Annotated in this window: 21 protein-coding genes; 8 read left to right on the top strand and 13 right to left on the bottom strand. The window is 60.7% G+C overall.

The window, feature by feature from the left end; all coding sequences use genetic code 11:
- Positions 1 to 170: 170 nt before the first annotated feature.
- Complete coding sequence (locus HKK53_RS10620) at positions 171 to 1871, top strand: putative bifunctional diguanylate cyclase/phosphodiesterase (protein WP_169370786.1); 1701 nt, start codon at positions 171 to 173, stop codon at positions 1869 to 1871.
- Between the two features lie 3 nt (positions 1872 to 1874).
- Here HKK53_RS10620 and HKK53_RS10615 read toward each other — a convergent pair whose 3' ends face one another.
- Positions 1875 to 2624, bottom strand: a complete 750-nt coding sequence (locus HKK53_RS10615; protein WP_169370785.1) for a substrate-binding periplasmic protein — start codon at positions 2622 to 2624, stop codon at positions 1875 to 1877.
- 144 nt (positions 2625 to 2768) lie between these two features.
- Here HKK53_RS10615 and dnaX point away from each other — a divergent pair, with 144 nt between their 5' ends.
- The 5 genes from dnaX (at position 2769) to HKK53_RS10590 (ending at position 8373) form a co-directional block, all read left to right on the top strand.
- On the top strand, positions 2769 to 4844 hold the full coding sequence (gene dnaX, locus HKK53_RS10610; RefSeq protein ID WP_169370784.1) for a DNA polymerase III subunit gamma/tau: 2076 nt from the start codon (positions 2769 to 2771) through the stop codon (positions 4842 to 4844).
- 66 nt (positions 4845 to 4910) lie between these two features.
- Positions 4911 to 5249, top strand: coding sequence for a YbaB/EbfC family nucleoid-associated protein (locus HKK53_RS10605; protein WP_007905413.1), 339 nt, complete (start codon positions 4911 to 4913; stop codon positions 5247 to 5249).
- A gap of 160 nt (positions 5250 to 5409) precedes the next feature.
- Entirely contained in the window at positions 5410 to 6444 is a 1035-nt protein-coding gene (locus HKK53_RS10600; RefSeq protein ID WP_169370783.1) for an NADP-dependent oxidoreductase, read from the top strand.
- Between the two features lie 65 nt (positions 6445 to 6509).
- Positions 6510 to 7112 (top strand): recombination mediator RecR, encoded by a 603-nt coding sequence (recR, locus tag HKK53_RS10595; RefSeq protein ID WP_133836727.1) that lies wholly within the window; start codon positions 6510 to 6512, stop codon positions 7110 to 7112.
- A gap of 112 nt (positions 7113 to 7224) precedes the next feature.
- The gene (locus tag HKK53_RS10590; RefSeq protein WP_169370782.1) at positions 7225 to 8373 is read left to right on the top strand and encodes an acyl-CoA dehydrogenase family protein; all 1149 of its coding nucleotides are present in this window, start codon (positions 7225 to 7227) and stop codon (positions 8371 to 8373) included.
- Between the two features lie 49 nt (positions 8374 to 8422).
- Here HKK53_RS10590 and HKK53_RS10585 read toward each other — a convergent pair whose 3' ends face one another.
- Complete coding sequence (locus tag HKK53_RS10585; RefSeq protein WP_133836729.1) at positions 8423 to 8971, bottom strand: adenine phosphoribosyltransferase; 549 nt, start codon at positions 8969 to 8971, stop codon at positions 8423 to 8425.
- A gap of 79 nt (positions 8972 to 9050) precedes the next feature.
- A complete protein-coding gene (gene fnr, locus HKK53_RS10580) occupies positions 9051 to 9782 on the bottom strand; it encodes a fumarate/nitrate reduction transcriptional regulator Fnr (protein WP_169370781.1) in 732 nt (243 codons plus the stop codon).
- 155 nt (positions 9783 to 9937) lie between these two features.
- Between fnr and HKK53_RS10575 the strand changes: the two genes are divergently transcribed.
- Positions 9938 to 10420, top strand: a complete 483-nt coding sequence (locus tag HKK53_RS10575) for a hypothetical protein (protein WP_169370780.1) — start codon at positions 9938 to 9940, stop codon at positions 10418 to 10420.
- On the opposite strand, the gene hemN is transcribed toward HKK53_RS10575, so the two are convergent.
- From hemN to ccoG, 6 genes are all read right to left on the bottom strand, one after another.
- Positions 10417 to 11799 (bottom strand): oxygen-independent coproporphyrinogen III oxidase, encoded by a 1383-nt coding sequence (hemN, locus tag HKK53_RS10570; protein ID WP_169370779.1) that lies wholly within the window; start codon positions 11797 to 11799, stop codon positions 10417 to 10419. The genes HKK53_RS10575 and hemN overlap by 4 nt on opposite strands.
- 258 nt (positions 11800 to 12057) lie before the next feature.
- Entirely contained in the window at positions 12058 to 12741 is a 684-nt protein-coding gene (locus HKK53_RS10565; protein WP_169370778.1) for a sulfite exporter TauE/SafE family protein, read from the bottom strand.
- Entirely contained in the window at positions 12734 to 12952 is a 219-nt protein-coding gene (gene ccoS, locus HKK53_RS10560; RefSeq protein ID WP_047531427.1) for a cbb3-type cytochrome oxidase assembly protein CcoS, read from the bottom strand. The genes HKK53_RS10565 and ccoS overlap by 8 nt, the downstream gene beginning before the upstream one ends.
- Positions 12953 to 12976: 24 nt before the next feature.
- Positions 12977 to 15427 (bottom strand): heavy metal translocating P-type ATPase, encoded by a 2451-nt coding sequence (locus HKK53_RS10555; protein WP_169370777.1) that lies wholly within the window; start codon positions 15425 to 15427, stop codon positions 12977 to 12979.
- 146 nt (positions 15428 to 15573) lie between these two features.
- The gene (locus HKK53_RS10550) at positions 15574 to 16113 is read right to left on the bottom strand and encodes a FixH family protein (protein ID WP_169370776.1); all 540 of its coding nucleotides are present in this window, start codon (positions 16111 to 16113) and stop codon (positions 15574 to 15576) included.
- A gap of 11 nt (positions 16114 to 16124) precedes the next feature.
- A complete protein-coding gene (ccoG, locus tag HKK53_RS10545; RefSeq protein ID WP_169370775.1) occupies positions 16125 to 17540 on the bottom strand; it encodes a cytochrome c oxidase accessory protein CcoG in 1416 nt (471 codons plus the stop codon).
- Positions 17541 to 18280: 740 nt separating this feature from the next.
- Between ccoG and HKK53_RS10540 the strand changes: the two genes are divergently transcribed.
- Complete coding sequence (locus HKK53_RS10540; protein WP_169370774.1) at positions 18281 to 19297, top strand: metallophosphoesterase family protein; 1017 nt, start codon at positions 18281 to 18283, stop codon at positions 19295 to 19297.
- A gap of 120 nt (positions 19298 to 19417) precedes the next feature.
- Here the strand turns inward: HKK53_RS10540 and HKK53_RS10535 are convergent, their stop codons facing one another.
- The 4 genes from HKK53_RS10535 to HKK53_RS10520 form a co-directional block, all read right to left on the bottom strand.
- On the bottom strand, positions 19418 to 19828 hold the full coding sequence (locus tag HKK53_RS10535) for a type II toxin-antitoxin system VapC family toxin (RefSeq protein WP_169370773.1): 411 nt from the start codon (positions 19826 to 19828) through the stop codon (positions 19418 to 19420).
- Entirely contained in the window at positions 19828 to 20082 is a 255-nt protein-coding gene (locus HKK53_RS10530; RefSeq protein ID WP_178117483.1) for a type II toxin-antitoxin system Phd/YefM family antitoxin, read from the bottom strand. Before HKK53_RS10530 ends, HKK53_RS10535 begins: the two co-directional genes overlap by 1 nt.
- Positions 20083 to 20261: 179 nt before the next feature.
- Entirely contained in the window at positions 20262 to 21245 is a 984-nt protein-coding gene (gene ccoP / locus HKK53_RS10525) for a cytochrome-c oxidase, cbb3-type subunit III (protein ID WP_169370771.1), read from the bottom strand.
- A complete protein-coding gene (locus HKK53_RS10520) occupies positions 21242 to 21427 on the bottom strand; it encodes a CcoQ/FixQ family Cbb3-type cytochrome c oxidase assembly chaperone (RefSeq protein WP_003175465.1) in 186 nt (61 codons plus the stop codon). Before HKK53_RS10520 ends, ccoP begins: the two co-directional genes overlap by 4 nt.
- Position 21428 lies beyond the last annotated feature (1 nt).

Here is a 21428-nt window from a genome sequence, read left to right as displayed (position 1 = left end):
TGCAGCTTGCCCGAGGCCTTTTAGCCTAGTTGATCTTCTGCTGTCCCGGGGCCATCAACTGCTGTCCATGGAGTGATTACGTGTCTCTGCGCAGTCCGTCTCAAAACATCTCTTCCGGGCATTGTGCGCTGGTCGAGCGGTACCACCGCTAGCGACAACGAGCCTTCCTCATGGATGAGAAATACCGCAGGGCCGTGGACGCCGCCGCCATCTTTTCCGAGACGGATCTGAGCGGCCGGATCACTTACGTCAATGACCAGTTCTGCGCCATCTCCGGCTATAGCCGCGAGGAACTGATCGGGCAGAACCATCGCCTGCTCAATTCCGGCCTGCACTCCGCCGATTTCTTCGCCGGCCTGTGGCGCACCATCGCCCTGGGCAGCGTCTGGAAAGGCGAGATCTGCAATCGGGCCAAGGATGGCAGCCTCTACTGGGTCGACAGCACCATGGTGCCGGTGCTCGACGAAGTCACTGGGCGAGTCGACCGCTACTTGTCGATCCGTTTCGACATCAGCGAAAAACGCCAACTGCTGCATTCCCTGCAATGGCGGGTCGGGCATGACGTGCTCACGGGATTGCCCAATCGCGCATTTCTCTCAGACCTGCTGGATCAGGCGCTGGAGTTCTCGCGCCAGGAAAACATTCCGCTGGCGGTGTGCATGCTCGACCTCGACGGCTTCAAGGCGGTCAACGATGGCTACGGTCATGCCAGCGGCGATTTGCTGCTGGTGGAAGTGGCCAAGCGATTGCGCGCGATCGTGCGCGGCGAGGACGTGGTGGCGCGACTCGCCGGTGACGAGTTTGTGCTGGTGTTGCGTTACGTTCGGGATCTGCCGGAGTTGCGCGCGGCGCTGAATCGGGTGCTGGGGGCGATTTCGGCGCCGTATTCGCTGCACGGCAAGGACATTAATGTGTTCGCCAGCATCGGCGTGACCCTGTTCCCTTACGACAACGAAGATGCCGAAACCCTGTTGCGCCATGCCGATCAGGCGATGTACGTGGCCAAACAGCGCGGACGTAACCGGTTTCACCTGTTCGATGTCTCCCGCGACCAGGAAGTCAAAGCCACCCATCAGACTGTCGAGCGAGTCCGCCAGGCCCTGGCCGCTGGCGAGTTGCGCCTGCATTTTCAGCCCAAGGTGAACATGCGTCGTGGCGAGGTCGTCGGTTTCGAGGCGTTGTTGCGCTGGGAGCATCCGCAAAACGGCCTGGTGCTGCCGCGGGATTTCCTGCCGCTGGTGGAGGAAACGGACCTGATCATCGACATTGGTGAATGGGTGATGGATCAGGTCCTGGCGCAACTGCACCGTTGGCAGCAGGCGGGGCAGGGCTGGCCGATCAGCATCAACATTGCGGCGCGACATTTTCAGCGGGCGGACTTTGTCGAGCGGCTCAGGCAGGTGCTGGCCCGGCATGCCCAAGTGGCCCCGCAACTGCTGGACCTGGAAATCGTCGAGTCGGTGGCCGTGGAGAATATCCAGCATGTCAGCGCCTGTTTACAGGCCTGCCAGGCGCTCGGGGTGCAATTTTCGCTGGGGGATTTCGGCACCGGTTATTCGTCCCTGAGCTATCTCAAGCGCCTGCGCACGCAGACGATCAAGATCGATAAATCCTTTGTTCGCGACATTCTTCACGACCGTGACGACCTGGCCCTGACCACCGCAGTGATCGGCCTGGCCCGGGCGTTTGGCCGTCAAGTGATTGCCGAGGGCCTGGAAAGTGTCGAGCATGGCCTACTGTTGTTGCAGCTCGGCTGTGAAGTGGCCCAGGGCTATTTCATTGCCCGGCCGATGCCGCCCGCCGAGGTGCCGGATTGGGTCGCCGGGTTTGTTGCGCCGACGCAGTGGCAGACGCTGGATCAGGTGGGCTGACGTTCAAGGCGTTGCGGGCTCGTTGCCGATGTAGAGCCCGATAATGTCATCGATCTCCCCGGACATTTTCATCCGCAACAAGGTGCGCAAAATCCGCTGCACCGGCACTTTCGGATCGTTGCGCACATAGCAGCCGACATTCTGCTCCTGCAGCACCGCCACCGCTTGCAGTTGTCGACCGGGCATCAGGCGCTGGTTGAACCAGTCCAGGGTCCATTGGTTGCTGACAGCGTAGCGCGAGCGTCCGGCCAAAAGTTTATCCAGCACCTGTTCCTGGTTGCGCGCGTCTTCGCGTTGCAACTGGCCGGAATCGAACAGCGGTTGCAGCGTCGGGTAAATGTAGCCAAGCACGGTGCCGATGGTTTCGTGTCGCAGATCGGCGGGGGCGACTGACGTAGGCGCGCCGTTGCGGCTGACCAGCAGGTCCCGTTGCAGAAACAGCGGAATGCTCCAGATGTAATCCCCGGACTGGTTGGGCTGCCATGATTGCGCGGCATAACAGCGCACATCGACCTCGCCGTGCTCCATGGCGTTCTGCACGCGAGCCCGCGGCAACACATGAAACTCGGCCGGCACACCGACCTGGGTCGAGAGGCTGAGCATGACGTCATACAGGATGCCCTGGGTTGGTCGACCGCGCTCCAGTTGCACCATCGGCATCGCCCAACTGTCGGCCATCACGTAGCGCACAGGCGCGTCGGCGGCCGTGACGTTCAGGCTGATTAACAACAATGCCCCCAAGGCCAACCGCATAAACGCTCCGGTACTGATGAACCCCGAGCCGAAAATAGCCCCCCAAAGTGCAGCTTAGCCAGATTAGACGAGCACACCGGATGCAATTTCGGGCCTGCTCCGCTAGCATTAGCCGCTTCTGCTTCCCAGTGGCGATGGTTTTCGATGAGTTATCAGGTTCTTGCACGTAAATGGCGTCCGCGCTCGTTCCGCGAAATGGTCGGCCAGACCCATGTGCTCAAGGCTCTGATCAATGCCTTGGACAGCCAGCGGCTGCACCACGCTTACCTGTTTACCGGTACGCGCGGGGTCGGCAAGACCACCATCGCACGAATCATTGCCAAATGCCTGAACTGTGAAACAGGTATCACTTCAACGCCCTGCGGCGAGTGCTCGGTGTGCCGCGAGATCGATGAGGGGCGCTTTGTCGACCTGATCGAGATCGACGCCGCGAGCCGGACCAAGGTCGAGGACACCCGCGAACTGCTCGACAACGTGCAGTACGCCCCGAGCCGCGGGCGCTTCAAGGTCTACCTGATCGACGAAGTGCACATGCTCTCCAGCCATTCCTTTAATGCGCTGCTGAAAACCCTCGAAGAGCCGCCGCCCTACGTCAAGTTCATCCTGGCGACCACCGATCCGCAGAAACTTCCGGCAACGATTCTTTCGCGGTGCCTGCAGTTCTCGCTGAAGAACATGACCCCGGAACGAGTGGTCGAGCATTTGACCCACGTCCTGGGTGTCGAACAGGTGCCGTTCGAGGATGACGCACTGTGGTTGCTCGGCCGCGCCGCCGACGGCTCGATGCGTGACGCCATGAGCCTGACCGACCAGGCCATCGCCTTTGGTGAAGGCAAGGTCATGGCCGCCGATGTGCGGGCGATGCTTGGCACGCTCGATCACGGCCAGGTATTCGATGTCCTGCATTCGTTGATCGAAGGCGACGCCAAGGCGTTGCTCGAGGCCGTGCGTCACCTGGCCGAGCAAGGCCCGGACTGGAACGGCGTGCTCTCGGAAATTCTCAACGTGCTGCACCGCGTCGCCATCGCCCAGGCTTTGCCGGAAGGCGTCGATAACGGCCACGGCGATCGTGACCGGGTACTGGCGCTGGCCCAGGCGTTGCCGGCCGAAGACGTACAGTTTTATTACCAGATGGGCCTGATCGGTCGGCGCGACTTGCCGCTGGCACCGGACCCGCGCGGTGGTTTCGAAATGGTCCTGCTGCGCATGCTGGCGTTCAGGCCGGCGGATACGGCGGACGCTCCGAGGCAGCCGCTAAAGCCAGTGGGGATCAGCCAGGCCACAGTTGATTCCGCAAACTCAGTGGCTGCCGCGCCTAACGTTGCGCCGGTAGTCGCTGCGGCAGTTGCCCCGGTTGTTGCTGCGCCGGTTGTTGAACCGACGCCAGTCCCTGCGCCGGAACCGGTTGCGCCCGTGATCGTGCCCGAGCCTGTGGTTGAGGCGGTCGCGGTCGAAGCCGTCGTCGATCTGCCGTGGAATGACCCGGTCGAGCCTGAAGTTATCCAGCAGCCGGCCATCGAGCCGGTGCTGGAAACCGCCGCCGAACAACCCGAATTGCCACCGATGCCGATGCCCACGCCTGACAGCGTGGTGCCGGACGCGCCGGAGTGGGCCGCTGCGCCGATCCCGGAACCGTCCGTGGCCGAGGTCGATGCCGCCACGCCGGGCGTCGATCTGGATGACGAGCCGCCGCTGGATGAAGATTACATCGAGCCGGACATCGATTCGGCCTATAGCTATCTCGATGAACTGGCCAGCGAACATACCGCCGAGCCGGCGCCGGAACCCGAGCCAGAACCCGCTGCGGCACCGGCCACCGGTCTGGCGCTGCAATGGCTGGAGCTGTTCCCGAAACTGCCGATCTCGGGCATGACCGGCAGCATCGCCGCCAACTGCACGCTGATCGCCGTCGATGGCGACAACTGGCTGTTGCACCTGGACCCGGCCCACAGCGCCTTATTCAACGCGACCCAGCAACGTCGTTTGAATGATGCGCTGAACCAGTTCCACGGGCGTACGCTGAGCCTGAGCATGGAACTGATCAAGCCCGAGCAGGAAACCCCGGCCCAGGCCGCGTCCCGCCGTCGGGTGAATCGCCAGCGCGAGGCCGAGGAGTCGATCCACGGTGATCCGTTCATCCAGCAAATGATGCAGCAGTTCGGTGCGGTGATCCGTAACGATACTATTGAACCTGTCGAAGCCCTGGTCAGTCAGGGCTAATAACTGAAGGCATTCGGCCGCATGGGCCGGGCGCCGTTTTTATCCAAGTACTTTGAGGTGATTACCATGATGAAGGGTGGCATGGCCGGCCTGATGAAGCAGGCGCAGCAGATGCAGGAAAAAATGGCCAAGATGCAGGAAGAACTGGCCAATGCCGAAGTCACCGGTAAGGCCGGCGGCGATATGGTCACCGTGGTGATGACCGGTCGTCACGACGTCAAGCGCGTGACCATCGACCCAAGCCTGGTAGAAGGCCTGAGCGAAGACGACAAAGAGATGCTGGAGGCCGTGTTCGCCGCCGCCGTCAACGATGCCGTGCGCAAGATCGAAGCCAACAGCCAGGACAAAATGTCCGGCGTGACCGCTGGCATGCAACTGCCACCGGGTATGAAACTGCCATTCTGATTCGCCAACGCGCGTCGGATGAGCTACAAAAAAATGCCAGGCATCGCGCCTGGCATTTTTGTTTCCGGCGCACGATCTGTGGCAGAAACATCGAACGCCCAACCCTCACCAAGGTCTGCACCCTATACCGCTGAATTCATCGATCACAGGAGACGCTCACATGCCACAAGCATTGACCCTCAACCAACGTATCGTCCTGGTGTCGCGCCCGGTGGGCGCGCCGACCCCGGAGAATTTTCGCCTGGAGCGCGTCGCGCTGCCGGACTTGGCCGACGGTCAGGTGTTGCTCAAGACCCTTTACCTGTCCCTCGATCCCTACATGCGCGGACGCATGAGTGATGCGCCGTCCTACGCCGCGCCGGTGGAAATCGACGAGGTGATGACCGGAGGCGCGGTCAGCCGCGTCGAGCATTCGCTCAATCCCAAGTTCCACGAAGGCGATCTGGTGGTCGGTTCCACCGGTTGGCAGAGCCACAGCATCAGCGATGGGCGCAACATCATTCCGATCCCGTCCGGTTTGCCGAGCCCGTCGATGGCACTGGGCGTGTTGGGCATGCCGGGCATGACGGCCTATATGGGCCTGATGGACATTGGCCAGCCCAAGGCCGGCGAAACCCTGGTGGTCGCCGCGGCGTCCGGCGCGGTGGGTTCGGTGGTCGGCCAAGTGGCGAAGATCAAAGGCCTGCGCGTGGTCGGTATCGCCGGCGGTGCGGACAAGTGCCGCTACGTGGTCGAGGAGCTGGGCTTCGACGCCTGCATCGACCACAAGAGCCCGGACTTTGCCAATGACCTGGCCATGGCGTGCCCCAAGGGCGTCGACATCTACTACGAAAACGTCGGCGGTAAGGTCTTCGATGCGATCGTGCCGCTGCTCAACGCCAAGGCGCGGATTCCGCTGTGTGGCCTGATCGCTGGGTACAACGCTCATGAAGCGCCGAGCGGGCCGGATCGCCTGCCGCAATTGCAGCGCACCTTGCTGACCAAGCGCGTGCGCATTCAGGGCTTTATCGTGTTTGATGACTACGGTGATCGTCAGCCGGAATTTGTCAGTGCCATGGCGCCGTGGGTGCGCGACGGCAAGGTCAAGTTCCGCGAAGACATCGTCGAGGGCCTGGAGCAGGCGCCCGAGGCGTTCATCGGTCTGCTGGAAGGACGCAACTTCGGCAAACTGGTGGTGCGGGTCGCCCAGGACTGAGTATTTGACGCTGGCCAGAGGCGCGGGTATAAACCGCGTCTCGTTGTTTTGTCGGACTTTTCCCCATGAGCTTCAGCCCTCTGATTCGCCAACTGATCGATGCCCTGCGAACGTTGCCGGGCGTGGGTCAGAAAACCGCCCAGCGCATGGCGTTGCAACTGCTCGAGCGCGATCGCAGCGGCGGCTCGCGCCTGGCGCTGGCCCTGAGCCAGGCCATGGAAGGGGTCGGTCATTGTCGCTTGTGCCGCACGCTGACCGAAGACGACCTGTGCCCGCAATGCGCCGACAACCGCCGTGATGACACCTTGCTCTGCGTGGTGGAAGGGCCGATGGACGTCTACGCCGTGGAGCAGACCGGTTTCCGTGGTCGCTATTTCGTGCTCAAGGGCCATTTGTCGCCGCTCGACGGTCTCGGGCCAGAGGCTATCGGCATTCCGCAATTGCTGGCGCGGATCGAAGAGGCGGGCACCTTTACCGAAGTCATCCTCGCCACCAACCCGACGGTGGAAGGCGAAGCCACGGCACATTACATCGCCCAGTTGCTCAGCAACAAAGGCTTGATCGCCTCGCGCATCGCCCATGGCGTGCCGTTGGGTGGCGAGCTGGAGCTGGTGGATGGCGGGACGTTGGCGCATTCGTTTGCGGGGCGTAAGCCGATCGCGTTGTAGCGCCTGAACGGGCCCCTTCGCGGGCTCCTCGGTCCATCTGATCCACACAATCCTGTTGAAAACCAAGCAAGCGCTCGGTTAACTTCGCTGAACCCTTCAGTGGAGCTCGCCGATGCCTGCCTTTCAGGAATACTTCGACCCCAGCCACCAATTGGTCCGCGACAGCGTCAGGCGTTTCGTCGAGCGCGAGATTTTGCCGGACATTGACCAGTGGGAAGAGGCCGAAAGCTTTCCCCGGGAGCTGTACCTCAAGGCTGGAGCCGCCGGGATTCTCGGCATCGGATACCCCGAAGCCCTGGGCGGCAGTCATGAAGGTGATCTGTTCGCCAAGGTCGCCGCCAGCGAAGAGCTGATGCGCTGCGGCTCCGGAGGGTTGGTCGCCGGCCTCGGTTCGCTGGACATCGGACTGCCGCCGATCCTCAAGTGGGCCCGTCCTGAAGTCCGTGATCGGGTCGTGCCACAGGTGTTGTCCGGCGAGAAAATCAGCGCCCTGGCCATCACCGAACCCAGCGGCGGCTCCGATGTGGCCAACCTGCAAACCCGCGCCGTGCGTGACGGCGACTTCTACCGGGTCAGCGGCAGTAAAACCTTCATCACCAGCGGCGTCCGCGCGGATTTCTATACGGTGGCGGTGCGCACCGGCGAGCCCGGTTTCGGCGGCATCAGCCTGTTGTTGATCGAGAAGGGCACACCCGGTTTCACGGTCGGGCGGCAGTTGAAGAAAATGGGCTGGTGGGCGTCGGACACGGCTGAATTGTTCTTCGACAATTGCCAGGTGCCTGTAGGAAATCTGATCGGCGCCGAGAACATGGGCTTCGCCTGCATCATGGGCAACTTCCAGAGCGAACGCCTGGCCCTGGCGCTAATGGCCAACATGACCGCGCAACTGGCGCTGGAGGAGAGCCTGAAATGGGCACGGCAGCGCGAAGCTTTCGGTAAACCGATCGGCAAGTTCCAGGTGCTCAAGCACCGCCTCGCCGAAATGGCCACGGCGCTGGAAGTCTCACGGGAATTCACCTACCGCCAGGCGGCGAAAATGGCGGCGGGGCAGAGCGTGATCAAAGAGATTTCCATGGCCAAGAATTTCGCCACGGACACGGCGGATCGCATCACCACGGATGCGGTGCAGATTCTGGGAGGGCTGGGGTATATGCGTGAAAGTCTGGTGGAGCGGTTGTATCGGGATAACCGGATACTGTCGATTGGCGGCGGGACGCGGGAAGTGATGAACGAGATCATCAGCAAGCAGATGGGGCTTTGACGCCCGATCATTCCCACGCAGAGCGTGGGAACGATCGAGCGGTGGCGCCTTACTGCTCGCTCAACGCAAACTGCGTCAGGCAGAAGGTAGGGATGCCCATATCTTCCAGCCGCTGCGATCCACCCAGCTCCGGCAAATCAATAATCGCCGCCGCTTCATGCACCCGCGCACCCATGCGCCGAATCAGGTTCGCCGCCGCGATCAAGGTACCGCCGGTCGCGATCAGGTCATCGAACATCACCACCGAATCACCTTCGCACAAGCTGTCGGCATGCACTTCGAGGAACGCTTCGCCATACTCGGTCGCGTAACCCTCGGCCAGCACGTCCGCCGGCAGTTTGCCTTGCTTGCGGAACAGCACCAACGGCTTGTTCAACTGATACGCCAACACCGAACCGATCAGGAAGCCACGGGCGTCCATTGCGCCAATGTGCGTGAAGTCGGCCTCGACGTAACGGTGGGCAAAAGTGTCCATCACCAGGCGCAGGGCCGTGGGCGATTGGAACAGCGGGGTGATATCGCGAAAGATCACGCCCGGCTTGGGGAAGTCGATCACGGGGCGGATCAGGGATTTGATGTCGAAGGAGTCGAAGACCATCGTCGAGTTGTCCTGGCAGGCTGCAAACGACGCAGTATAACGGCGGCTGAACCGTTTCGCTCAGCCGCAATTGCACTAGTCAGTCGAGAGAGCCGCCGGCCAGGGCGCACAGCTGGATCGGGTCAAGAATATGGATCTCCTTACCCTCGGCGGCGATCAGTTCGTTTTGCTGGAAGCGCGTGAACACCCGGGATACGGTTTCCACCGCCAGACCCAGGTAGTTGCCGATTTCGTTGCGCGACATGCTCAGGCGGAACTGGTTGGCCGAGAAACCGCGAGCGCGGAAGCGTGCGGACAGGTTGACCAGGAACGTGGCGATGCGCTCGTCGGCAGTTTTCTTCGACAGCAACAGCATCATTTGCTGATCGTCGCGAATCTCGCGGCTCATCACCCGCATCAACTGGCGACGCAGTTGCGGCAGTTGTATGGACAGTTCGTCGAGGCGTTCGAAAGGAATTTCGCAAACCGAGGTGGTTTCCAGCGCTTGCGCCGACACTGGGTGTTTTTCCGTGTCCATGCCTGACAGGCCGACCAGTTCGCTCGGCAAGTGGAAACCGGTGAGCTGTTCTTCACCGCCATCGCTGAGGCTGAAGGTCTTCAGGGCGCCGGAGCGAACTGCATAAACGGAATCGAACGTGTCGCCCTGGCGGAACAGAAACTCGCCTTTTTTCAGTGGGCGACCACGTTTAACGATGTCGTCTAGCGCATCCATGTCTTCCAGATTCAGAGAAAGTGGCAAGCAGAGGGGGGCCAGGCTGCAATCCTTGCAATGGGCCTGGCTGTGAGCGCGCAGTTTGACTGGCTCGGACATTTCTTCAATCCTTGTGGGAAAACACACATAAGCCGTAAGGGTAACTCACGGGAGGACATTCAGGCCAGCGCGCGGCGAATTTGCCGCAGGCGCGTAAAGCCTGCGGTCGGACGGCCGATAACCTGTCTACTGATCGCTTGCGAGGAACTGCATTCATGTCCGCCATTGGCACGTTGAATCCCGGCAATAGCGGTTTGTCGGCGTTGCTCGATACCTCGAAAATTGCGCCGGTCGATGAGTCGGACGTCACCTTGGCGCCCGTTGAAACCCCGACCAGAGTCGAAGGCATCAAAGTCTCGCTGTCCGGTGCCGGGATTGAAAAAGCCGCCGGGTCCAAGGGTGATGACAGCGACATCGAACAAAGCGGCTTGCCGGAAAACATTCAACAGATCCTGAAAATGATTCGCAAATTGCAGCAGCAGATCGCCGAAAAGCTGGCCGAAATGCAGGCGGTGATGAAAGATAAACGTCTGAGCCCGGAAGAAATGAAGGCCAAGCTCGGCGCGTTGCAAGCGTTCATCAACAACCTCAACGGCGGTCTGATCGTCGCCAACAACGCGCTCAGCAAAGCCATGAAGCAGTCAGGCCTGACGCCGGAGCAAATCCTCAAGGCGGCGTCGCTGCTCATGAAATCCTAAATGACCCGCGAAAAGCGCTGACGATTCTGCTGCTCCAGGTACGCGTCGAAGACCATGCACACCGAGCGCACCAGCAGTCGCCCGGCTGGCAGTACGCTGATTCGCTCGCTGTCCAGTTCGATCAAGCCGTCCCTGGCCATCTCTTCCAGTTGCGGCCAGAGTTCGCTGAAGTAACCACGGAAATCGATGTTGAAGGTTTTCTCGATGGTGGCGAATTCCAAGGTGAAACTGCAGATCAGTTGCTGAATTACCGCTCGTCGCAGTCGATCGTCGGCATTGCACAGCAGGCCACGATTGGTCGCCAGTTGCGCCGAGGCCAGGGTGTTTTGGTACAGGTTCAGGTCGCTGGTGTTCTGGCAGTACAAATCGCCAATCTGGCTGATGGCCGACACGCCGAGACCGATCAAGTCGCAATGACCATGAGTGGTGTAGCCCTGGAAGTTGCGTTGCAGGGTCGATTCTTCCTGGGCAATCGCCAGTTCGTCATCGGGCAGGGCGAAGTGGTCCATGCCGATGTAGCGGTAGCCGGCCTTGGTCAGCTGTTCGATGGTGCCTTGGAGCATTTCCAGTTTTTGCGCCGGCGTCGGCAGTTCGTTGCTGTTGATCCGCCGTTGCGGCATGAAGCGTTCCGGCAGGTGCGCGTAGTTGAACACCGAGAGCCGGTCCGGTTGCAGAGCGATGACTTCATCGACCGTGCGGGCGAAATTCTCCGGCGTCTGGCGCGGCAGACCGTAGATCAGGTCGATGTTGATCGAGCGAAACTGCAAGGTTCGCGCGGCGTCGATCACGGCACGGGTTTCTTCCAGGCTTTGCAGGCGATTGACCGCGCGTTGCACCGCCGGGTCGAGGTCTTGCAGGCCGATGCTGACCCGGTTGAAGCCCAGTTCCCGGAGCAGGCCCATGGTTGACCAGTCGGCTTCCCGGGGATCAATCTCGATGCCGTAGTCGCCAGAATCATCGTCCAGCAGATTGAAATGCTTGCGCAACTGCGCCATCAACTGGCGCAGTTCGTCGTGGCTGAGAAAGGTCGGGGTGCCGCCGCCGAAATGCAGTTGCTCGACTTTCTGTGCCGGGTCGAGGTGACAGGCGATCAACTGGATCTCCTGCTCCAGACGTTGCAAATAGGGGAGTGCGCGACCGCGGTCCTTGGTGATGACTTTGTTGCAGGCGCAGTAGTAGCAAATGTTCGCGCAGAACGGCACATGCACATACAACGACAACGGGCGCAGGGCTTTACGGCTGTCGCGCAGGGCATGGAACAGGTCGAACGTGCCAACCTGGCTGGTGAATTGAACGGCGGTCGGGTACGAGGTGTAGCGCGGCCCCGACAGGTCGTAACGGCGAATCAGGTCTGTGTCCCAACGAATGGCGTCGAGCATGCGGGCGTTCCCCCGGATAGGCTTGCAGTGGCTGCGAGTCTATGGGGTGCGGCGTTAGGGCATCTTGATTTGCGTCAACGGTGTCATTGCCAACCATCGCCCTGTAGCAGCTGCCGAGCCTGCGAGGCTGCGTTCGGCGGCGAAGCCGTCGTGAAATCAGGCAGTGCGGTGTATCAGATGATCCGGGACTCAGGGTTTACGACGGCTTCGCCGCCGAACGCAGCCTCGCAGGCTCGGCAGCTGCTAAAGGGCTGCGATCTAATGCCCCATGAGCCAATGCTGATGCGGCCCCGGCAATGTCCAGATCCCGAACAACATCACCAACAAACCGCCACTCATCCGCACACTGCGTTTGCGCAACAGCGCCGTGACGCGTTCGGCCGCCAGCCCCGTGGCCAATAAAACCGGCCATGTCCCCAGCCCAAACGCCAGCATCAACAACGCACTATCCAGCGCATTGCCCTGGCTCGCCGCCCACAGCAACGTGCTGTAAACCAGTCCGCACGGCAACCAGCCCCAGAGGGCGCCCAGCAGCAGGGCGCGGGGCAGGCTCGACACTGGCAGCAGTTTGTTGGCAACCGGCTGAATATGCCGCCACAGGCCGCGACCGAGGCTTTCAATGCGGGTCAGGCCGCTCCACCAGCCGGCCAGGTACAAACCCATGCTGATCAGCAGCAATCCGGCGAGGATGCGCATGAACATCGCCGCCGGGCTGTTGGCCACGGCCCAGCCGGCGAGCCCGATCAACAGGCCCGCGGTGGCGTAACTGAGAATTCGGCCCAGGTTGTAGGCCAGCAATAATCTGAAGCGGCGGCTGCGTTGTTCCTTGGGGATCGCCAGGGTCAACGCGCCCATCAAACCGCCGCACATGCCCAGGCAATGGCCGCCGCCGAGCAGGCCGAGGATCACCGCAGACACCAGCAGAGGCGCCAGTTCAAGCATGGGGTGGCGCCTTGTCGTCCGGTTTGGCTGGGTGACCGCTGGCCTCATCGACCGCAGCGGTGTGGTTTGGGTCCTGGTCGTCGAACAGAATGCTGTGGGCCGGGCCGTCGAGGTCGTCGTACTGACCGCTGTCGACCGCCCAGAAGAAGATGTAGACGGCGATGGCGACGATCAGCAGCGCGGCCGGGATCATCACGTAAAGAGCTGGCATTGGAAGACTCCATGCCCGCGCGGCTCAGGCCGGCAGCGGGCGGGTTTCTGGCGTGGCGCTCGCCTTGGGCATGCTCGGCATCCGAGTCAGGCGCAGGGCATTGAGCACCACGGTCAACGAACTGATCGACATGCCGACCGCGGCCCACACCGGAGTGATCCAGCCGAGGGCGGCAAACGGCAACATGAGGCCATTGTACAACCCGGCCCACAACAGGTTCTCGATGATGATCCGGCGGGTGCGCCGCGCCAGGCTGAAGGCTTGCACCAACGCGTCGAGGCGGTTGGACAGCAGCACCGCGTCGGCGCTGGTTTTCGCCAGGTCCGTGGCTGAACCCATGGCCACGCTGATATCGGCCGCGGCCAGCACCGGCACGTCGTTGACCCCGTCGCCGAGCATCAACACCTTGCGTCCTTCCTTGTGCAGCTGTTGCAGCACTTGCAACTTGTCGTCGGGACGCAAGCCGCCACGGGCTTCGTCAATCCCCAATTCGGCAGCGACGCTGGCGACCATCGGCGAACTGTCGCCGGACAGCAACAGCGTGCGCCAGCCGCGCGCCTTGCAGGCAGCGAGCAGGGGCGGGGCATCGGCGCGCAAGCGGTCGTCGAGGACAAACCACGCCAACGGCCCGGTTTGATCGCCCAACAGTAGCCATTGGCCGGCCTCGTCCGGCATCAGCGGTACGGCAGCGCCGCTGAGTTCACAGACAAAACCCGGCTGGCCGATGCGCAGCCGTTGCTCACCCACCAAGCCTTCAAGGCCCAGTCCTGGTGTGCTCAGGACTTCTTCGGCGGCCAATGGTGCGCGGCCAAAGGCGCGGGCGATCGGGTGTTCGGAGCGATTTTCCAGTGCTGCCGCGAGCCCCAGGCATTCATCGCTGCCGAGGGCGCCGAGCGGGCGAATCGAGCGCAGCGCCAGGCGACCTTCGGTCAGCGTGCCAGTCTTGTCGAAAATCACCGTGTCGATCTGGTTCAGACCTTCCAGCACATGGCCGCGGGTCAGCAGCAAGCCGAGTTTATGCAGTGTGCCGGTAGCGGCGGTCAGCGCGGTCGGCGTCGCGAGGGACAGGGCGCATGGGCAGGTCGCGACGAGCATGGCGAGCACGATCCAGAACGCCCGCGACGAATCCAGTTCCCACCACAGCAAGCCAATAGCGGCCACAGCCACCAGCGACAGCAACAGGAACCATTGGGCGGCGCGGTCGGCGATTTCCGCCAGGCGCGGTTTCTCCGCCTGGGCGCGGTCGAGCAGGCGGACGATGGCGGACAGTCGCGTGTCGTGCCCCAGCGCCAGCACTTCAACGGTCAATGCGCCTTCAACATTCAAGGTGCCGGCGGTGACCGCATCGCCGAGGGTGCGCGGTTGCGGCAGGTACTCGCCGGTGAGCAGGGACTCGTCGATGCTCGACTGGCCGTCGAGGATCTTGCCATCGGCCGGTAGGATCGCGCCAGGGTGCACCAGCACCTGATCACCGACGCGCAACTCGCTGAGCAGGATGCGTTCGCTCTGGCCATCGGCACTCAGGCGCAAACACGAAGCGGGCAATAGATTCACGAGCTGCGCGGTGGCGGCGGCGGTGCGTTCCCGGGCGCGACGTTCCAGGTAACGCCCGGCCAGCAGGAACAGGGCAAACATGCCGACGGCATCGAAATACAACTCGCCGACCCCGGTGATCGAAGTCCAGATCCCCGCAAGGTAGGCGCTGCCGATGGCCAGCGACACCGACACGTCCATGGTCAGGTGCCGGGTGCGCAAATCGCGCATGGCGCCCTTGAAGAATGGCGCGCAGCTGTAAAACACGATCGGCGTGGTCAGGAACAGCGCAACCCAGCGCAGGATGGTGTGCAGCTCGGGGCTGAGGTCGATGTTGAATTCCGGCCAGGTGGCCATGGTCGCCATCATCGCCTGGAACCACAGCAACCCCGCCACACCGAGCTGACGCAGGGCGAGGCGATTTTCGCTGGCCAGTTGTTCACTGGCGCGGTCGGCCTGGTAGGGGTGAGCGACGTAACCGATATGGCGCAACTCACTGAGCACTTGGCTCAGCGGTAATTGAGCGTCGGCCCAGCGCACGTGCAAGCGATGGTTGGACAGGTTCAGCCGCGCCTCGGCCACGGCGGGCAAACCGCGCAGGTGTTTCTCGATCAGCCAGCCGCAGGCGGCGCAACTGATGCCTTCCATTAACAATGTGGTTTCGGCGAGTTCGCCTTCGTGACGGACGAAGGGCTTCTGGACGTCGGCGCGGTCGTACAGCGCCAGTTCATCGACCAATTGCACCGGCAAGGACTCGGGGTTGGCCGAGGCTTCGCTGCGATGCTGGTAATAACTTTCCAGCCCACCAGCCACGATGGCTTCGGCCACAGCCTGGCAACCCGGGCAGCAGAGCTCGCGGGTTTCACCGAGGACGACGGCGGTGAAGCGGCTGCCGGCCGGGACGGGCAGGGCGCAGTGGTAGCAGGGGGTTGGGGTGGTCATGGGGTTTTCACAGGGTGTTGTCCGATGATCGTTCCCACGCTCTGCGTGGGAATGCCTCCCCGGACGCTCCGCGTCCGCTTCGGCTGGGACGCGGCGCGTCCCTGGCTGCGTTCCCACGCAGAGCGTGGGAACGATCAAAGTGAGGCTTACTTCTTCAGGTCTTCAGCGCCTTGCAACGGCTCGTCGCCCAGCAGCAGGTCTTTGTCGTGGCTGACCTGTTCTTCCTCGAACATGCGCCAGGTCTTGTCGTCCTGCACGCCCAGCAATTCGACAAAACGCCGACCTTCAACCTTGTCGCTCATCTGGCCGATGTAGCGGCCCTGTTCGGTTTCGCTGTGGGTCAGGGTGATCTTGCGATCCTTCTCCGGCTGGGTCGGCGAGATCAGGTTCAGCTCAACGGTCTTGGGTTGACTGTTGCCGCTCAGGCGCAGGTCGACTTCACCGGTCAGCTCATCCAGATGCACGCTGGCGCGCAGTAACAGGGTCTGGGCCAGCAACTCACGGTCCAGGGAACGGTTGATGCCTTTGCCGGCCTCGTAGTAGTTGTCGTTGACCAGGTTGTCCGGATTGTTGACCGCGATGGTCACCATGGACAGGGTCAGGGTCACCGAGCACGCGAGAATCCCGATGATGATCCACGGCCAAAGATGCTTGTACCAAGGGCTTGCGGCAGTTGCTGCGGGCATGATCACTTCTCTCAACGAATTTGTGGGCCGATGAATCGGCTCTTGGCTTCAACGTGGACGCTGTCGTCATCGGCATCCTTGAGGGTGAATTTCACCTCATTGGTGCTCGATGGCAATTGCTCCGGCGCGCTGGACAGCTCCACCGGCTGGCTGAAAATTTCCCCGGCGGCGACTTTGATTTCACGCCGGCCTTGCAGCTTGAGGTCCGGAAGGCCGCTGGCTTCCAGCACATAGGTGTGGTCGCGCTGGTCCTTGTTCATGATCTTCAGGCTGTAGACGTTTTCGATCCGGCCTTCGGCGTTCTCGCGGTACAGCACGCGGTCCTTGCTGACGTCGAAGCCCACCAGCGAACGCATGAAGAAGGCGGTCACCAGCAAGCCGATCATGGTCAGCAGCACTAACGCATAGCCGATCAGGCGCGGGCGCAGTTTATGGGTTTTCTGCCCGGACAGGTTGTGCTCGGTGGTGTAGCTGATCAGGCCGCGCGGGTAGTCCATCTTGTCCATGATGCTGTCGCACGCATCGATACACGCGGCACAGCCGATGCACTCGATTTGCAGGCCGTCGCGGATGTCGATGCCGGTCGGGCAGACCTGGACGCACATGGTGCAGTCGATGCAATCGCCCAGGCCCTGGGCCTTGTAATCCACGCCTTTCTTGCGCGGGCCACGGGATTCGCCACGACGCGGGTCGTAGGAAACGATCAGGGTGTCCTTGTCGAACATCACGCTCTGGAAGCGTGCGTACGGGCACATGTAGATGCATACCTGCTCGCGCAACCAGCCGGCATTGCCGTAGGTGGCGAGGGTGAAGAAACCGACCCAGAAGTACGACCAGCCATCGGCCTCGCCAGTGAAGAAGTCGATGGTCAGTTCGCGGATCGGCGAGAAGTAGCCGACGAAAGTCATGCCGGTAACGAAGCCGATCAACAGCCACAGGCCGTGCTTGCTGAACTTGCGCAGGAATTTGTTGGCGCTCATCGGCGCCTTGTCGAGCTTGATGCGCTGGTTACGGTCGCCTTCGGTGACCTTTTCGCACCACATGAAGATCCAGGTCCAGACGCTTTGCGGGCAGGTATAACCGCACCAGACGCGCCCGGCGTACACGGTAATGAAGAACAGGCCGAAGGCACTTATGATCAGCAGGCCCGAGAGCAGGATGAAATCCTGGGGCCAGAACGTCGCACCGAAGATGAAGAACTTACGTTCCGGCAGGTTCCACCACACGGCCTGGTGGCCGCCCCAGTTCAGCCACACCGTACCGAAATACAGCAGGAACAATCCGGCCCCGCCCATCATGCGCAGGTTGCGGAACAGGCCGGTAAAGGCACGGGTGTAGATCTTTTCTCGAGAGGCGTAGAGGTCGACGCTGTTGTTCGCGTTCTTGGCAGGCGGGGTAACGTCGTGTACCGGAATCTGATTGCTCATCATTGCATCCCACGGCAGTGGAAAAATGCCCCGGTCAGTACATGCCGACCGCGGTCAAAAAGAGGTGTTGCAGTGGCGCAATGATACGCCTGTCGCTCTAGCTCAAGGGTGCGACCTTTGGTCGCGTTGGGAGAAAAGCGAAGATGGTGTAGCAGATGTAACAAATCATGATCCAGATCAATTGACTATAGACGATCGACGATTTGCCTTGAGAGCAGCGCGTGGGCGCTGCTCTGCGTCAGGGGAGCCGTTAATTTCCCGGGAGACGACCGCCACCCAGGCCGTCCAGCCCACCTGTGCCGTTTCCAGGTTCCAGCGCCGAGAATAAAGGGATTGTTTCAAGTGACCGGGAGCGGGAATAGCTGTTTTCCGAATGGGACATGTCATTTCTTCCTTGGTGATTACCTGTGAATGCATCTCTCGTTCCTTGAAAACTCCACGTCGTGACGTGGGCGTTCAAGCTGAAGAAAAACTACAGGCCCCAAGGCATCCGGTCGATTAAAAGTCCGTCTCAAATTGTGAACGGTTTTGCCACTGCGTCGAATTCATCCATCTCATGGATTGATCACAGCAACACCGTTGAATTGAAAGTCACCGATGTGCCGGTAGTCGGGACACATTTTTTATTATAGTAAGACGGAGAGTTATTTGTTTTTAACGGGTGGCTGGCATAACGTTGGATCGAGAACTAACGAGGGTGCTCTGTTAGTGTGATTAATCAAAAACGGAAATGGATGTCTATGAATGTATTTGCAAGGACTGGGTCGTTATTGGGTCTGGTGTTGTTATTTAATGTGCCTGCGTACGCTGAACAAGTTAATTATTCACCTCGGCATCTGGTATTTGCTTCCGATCCACAATACCCCTGGACCGAAAATTCGGACAGCGGCGCCGCCCAGACTGACGGCGAACGGGATGCCCGTTCCAAATGGCTGATTGAAACCCAGTATTCGGATATCGCCAGTTTCAGGACATTTAATGGCGGTGCTTCGAAAGTGCCGGTAATGATTAACGGTGATATGACTGCCTTCGGCCATGGCTGGCAGAGATCGACCGTTAAACCGATTCTGGATAAATACCTGGCAGGGCAATACGACTACGGCCTGGGTAATCACGATTATGAGAATAACGTGGACGATTGTTTTTTAAATAATTGTGCGGCGGGCAGTGTTGTAGATTTCAAGGATCGTTACTTCGGTAAGTTGGACTCGCTCGATATGACGGCGGGGAGTGAGGGTTCTATTGTCGGGTCGGTAGCCGGTAGCCTGGCTTATTCCAGGACTTTTGGTGATGTCCATCTGGTGCAGTTACATAATGAGCCCACCTATGTCACTACCTTCACAGCTTGGGATTGGGGTGTACCGACCCTCTATAAAATTACCGACTCCCTCGACTGGCTGGAGCAGGACCTGAAGGCGGCCCGGCAAAAAGGGCGGGTCATCCTGCTCAATATGCACAAGCCGGATAAGTGGAAGTGCAGTCCTCAGCAGGTTGAGCGGTTCAGGTTGATGATTCAGAAGTACCAGGTGACCGCTGTCTTTGCCGGGCACTATCACCGGAGTGTCGGTACTTGGTGGGGCTATGACCAGCGCACTTTCTTTGGTGACGTGCCGGTTTTTCTGAGCGGTGGGGCTTCGCAGCAGACTTACCTGACGGCCAGCTTTTCCGAGGATCGCAAAAACCTTACGGTGAGAATGGTCAAGGAAAACAAATGGCCGAAGCAGACCGAGGTGAAGACAATCCCGGTTCACCGCTAGGATTATTGCGCCACTAAAAAAGGCTCCGTCAAATGATGATGGGGCCTTTTCGTATTGCGCTCAGGCGTTGGCCTTGCGGGCATCCGCCGCCGGAGCCGTCTCACGGTGATTGCGGCGCATTCATTCATCCCATGGGTTGATCAATGCGACACCGCTGGATTGAAAATCACCGGTGTTTCGGGTGACCACGGTCAGGCCATGCACCAGTGCAGTCGCAGCGATAAGGGCGTCGCTTTCATTTGCTTGATCCGGAACATGCAAGCTGGCACAGCGCAGAGCCACGGCGGCATCGACCGGCAAGATCCTGGCATCGAAGGCCGGTATGACGTGACGCTTCAACCACGTGCGTAACACTTTCCCCTGAGCGGGATCACGACGTTCCATTCGAAGAACTCCGGTCTCCAGTTCCTTCAAGGTAATGGCCGAAATAAACAGGCGTGGCGCAATGACGCTTTTGGCCCAGGCGACAACGTTCACATCTGCCTGGGGTTTACGCAGCTCAGAAATCACATTGGTGTCGAGTAGAAACATCAAGACAGGTCCACAGGTCGATGAGTGATCACGGCACGCTCGGTTTCGAAGTCAATGTCTGCCGCTTCTGGCATGACGAGCAGGTCGACGATATTGGCGTTGATGCCGGTGAGTTTTTGGTACTCCTCAATGCTTAGCAGTACGTGGGCTGGCTTGCCACGGTCGGTGATAATAACCGGCCCCTGACGCGTGGCTTTTTTGGCACTACTTGTATCCTGGTTGAATTCCCGGCTTGAAATCGTGGTGATGGCCATCATGGCAGCCCCCTCTTTAAAGTACTTTGTAGAAACGTTACTACTCGATGGCAACTCTCGCAACCCAGGAGGGGAGAGCGGCACTACCACTGGTCGCCATGGTCACGCGCGGCCACAAACAAAACGGCCCCGCCAATTCACATTGGCGGGGCCGTTTTTTATTGCTTCAAGCGTTTGCCTTACTGGGCATCCGCCGCCGGAGCCTTCTCACCGTGAGACAGGCTGTAGACGTAAGCGGCCAGCAGGTGAACCTTGTCGTTGCCTTGCAGCTGTTCTTGCGCAGGCATCTGGCCCTGACGGCCGTAACGGATGGTCTGCTGCAATTGAGCGAAGCTCGAACCGTAGATGAACGCGGCCGGGTGGGTCAGGTTAGGCGCGCCCATGGCTGGCGTTCCTTTGCCTTCCGGACCGTGGCACACCGCACAGTTGGCGGCGAACAGCTTCTGCCCGGCCACCGGGTCGGACTTGGTGCCTTCCGGCAGCTTGCGGCCATCGAGGTTGGTCAGCACGAAGCCGGCAACATCGGCAACGCCTTGCTCGCCGATCACTTCAGCCCATGCCGGCATCACGGCATGACGACCGCCCATGATGGTGGTCTTGATGGTTTCCGGTTCGCCGCCCCAGCGCCAGTCGGCGTCGGTCAGGTTCGGGAAGCCATAAGCGCCCTTGGCGTCGGAACCGTGGCAGACCGAGCAGTTGGAGGCGAAAAGGCGGCCACCCATCTTCAGGGCTTGCGGGTCCTTGGCCACGTCCTCAATCGGCATGGAAGCGAACTTGGCGAAGATCGGGCCGAACTTGGCGTCCGACTTGGCCATTTCCTTTTCCCACTCGTGAACGCCGGTCCAGCCGGTCTGGCCGTTGGCGAACGCGGTCTGCTTGTCGGTATCGAGGTAGTTGTAGCCCGGCAGCAGGCCTTTCCAGTTGCCCAGGCCCGGGTACAGCACCAGGTAGCCGAGGGCGAAGATGATGGTGCCCACGAACAGCATGAACCACCATTTCGGCAGTGGGTTGTCGTACTCCTCGATCCCGTCGAAGGAGTGGCCAACCGTCTCTTCGGTGGCTTCGCTGCGCTGGCCCTTGCGGGTGGACAGCAGCAGCCAGGTCAGGGCGAAGATGGTACCCAGGCTCAGGACTGTGACGTACAGACTCCAGAACGTAGTCATTCTTTGTTACTCCTAGAAGCTTGCTCGACGTGCTTGATGGCTTCGGGATCATCCGCGAAAGGCAGCAAGGTCGCGTCTTCAAACTCCGACTTGCGCTTGGGGCTGAACACCCACAACGCCAGACCGATAAAGGCCACCATCACGACAACGGTGCCCAGGCCACGAATCATCCCGATATCCATC

The organism is Pseudomonas sp. ADAK7 (genome assembly GCF_012935675.1).
GTDB lineage: Bacteria > Pseudomonadota > Gammaproteobacteria > Pseudomonadales > Pseudomonadaceae > Aquipseudomonas.
Note: the sequence above shows the minus strand (reverse complement) of the source record. Positions and strands in the feature narration are given on the sequence as shown.

What these genes read in the sequence shown, in the direction of transcription:
- HKK53_RS10620 (WP_169370786.1), top strand. Translation starts at nt 171, where the DNA reads ATGGATGAGAAATACCGCAGGGCCGTGGACGCCGCCGCCATCTTTTCC.
- HKK53_RS10615 (WP_169370785.1), bottom strand. Translation starts at nt 2,624, where the DNA reads ATGCGGTTGGCCTTGGGGGCATTGTTGTTAATCAGCCTGAACGTCACG.
- dnaX (WP_169370784.1), top strand. Translation starts at nt 2,769, where the DNA reads ATGAGTTATCAGGTTCTTGCACGTAAATGGCGTCCGCGCTCGTTCCGC.
- HKK53_RS10605 (WP_007905413.1), top strand. Translation starts at nt 4,911, where the DNA reads ATGATGAAGGGTGGCATGGCCGGCCTGATGAAGCAGGCGCAGCAGATG.
- HKK53_RS10600 (WP_169370783.1), top strand. Translation starts at nt 5,410, where the DNA reads ATGCCACAAGCATTGACCCTCAACCAACGTATCGTCCTGGTGTCGCGC.
- recR (WP_133836727.1), top strand. Translation starts at nt 6,510, where the DNA reads ATGAGCTTCAGCCCTCTGATTCGCCAACTGATCGATGCCCTGCGAACG.
- HKK53_RS10590 (WP_169370782.1), top strand. Translation starts at nt 7,225, where the DNA reads ATGCCTGCCTTTCAGGAATACTTCGACCCCAGCCACCAATTGGTCCGC.
- HKK53_RS10585 (WP_133836729.1), bottom strand. Translation starts at nt 8,971, where the DNA reads ATGGTCTTCGACTCCTTCGACATCAAATCCCTGATCCGCCCCGTGATC.
- fnr (WP_169370781.1), bottom strand. Translation starts at nt 9,782, where the DNA reads ATGTCCGAGCCAGTCAAACTGCGCGCTCACAGCCAGGCCCATTGCAAG.
- HKK53_RS10575 (WP_169370780.1), top strand. Translation starts at nt 9,938, where the DNA reads ATGTCCGCCATTGGCACGTTGAATCCCGGCAATAGCGGTTTGTCGGCG.
- hemN (WP_169370779.1), bottom strand. Translation starts at nt 11,799, where the DNA reads ATGCTCGACGCCATTCGTTGGGACACAGACCTGATTCGCCGTTACGAC.
- HKK53_RS10565 (WP_169370778.1), bottom strand. Translation starts at nt 12,741, where the DNA reads ATGCTTGAACTGGCGCCTCTGCTGGTGTCTGCGGTGATCCTCGGCCTG.
- ccoS (WP_047531427.1), bottom strand. Translation starts at nt 12,952, where the DNA reads ATGCCAGCTCTTTACGTGATGATCCCGGCCGCGCTGCTGATCGTCGCC.
- HKK53_RS10555 (WP_169370777.1), bottom strand. Translation starts at nt 15,427, where the DNA reads ATGACCACCCCAACCCCCTGCTACCACTGCGCCCTGCCCGTCCCGGCC.
- HKK53_RS10550 (WP_169370776.1), bottom strand. Translation starts at nt 16,113, where the DNA reads ATGCCCGCAGCAACTGCCGCAAGCCCTTGGTACAAGCATCTTTGGCCG.
- ccoG (WP_169370775.1), bottom strand. Translation starts at nt 17,540, where the DNA reads ATGAGCAATCAGATTCCGGTACACGACGTTACCCCGCCTGCCAAGAAC.
- HKK53_RS10540 (WP_169370774.1), top strand. Translation starts at nt 18,281, where the DNA reads ATGAATGTATTTGCAAGGACTGGGTCGTTATTGGGTCTGGTGTTGTTA.
- HKK53_RS10535 (WP_169370773.1), bottom strand. Translation starts at nt 19,828, where the DNA reads ATGTTTCTACTCGACACCAATGTGATTTCTGAGCTGCGTAAACCCCAG.
- HKK53_RS10530 (WP_178117483.1), bottom strand. Translation starts at nt 20,082, where the DNA reads ATGGCCATCACCACGATTTCAAGCCGGGAATTCAACCAGGATACAAGT.
- ccoP (WP_169370771.1), bottom strand. Translation starts at nt 21,245, where the DNA reads ATGACTACGTTCTGGAGTCTGTACGTCACAGTCCTGAGCCTGGGTACC.
- HKK53_RS10520 (WP_003175465.1), bottom strand. Translation starts at nt 21,427, where the DNA reads ATGGATATCGGGATGATTCGTGGCCTGGGCACCGTTGTCGTGATGGTG.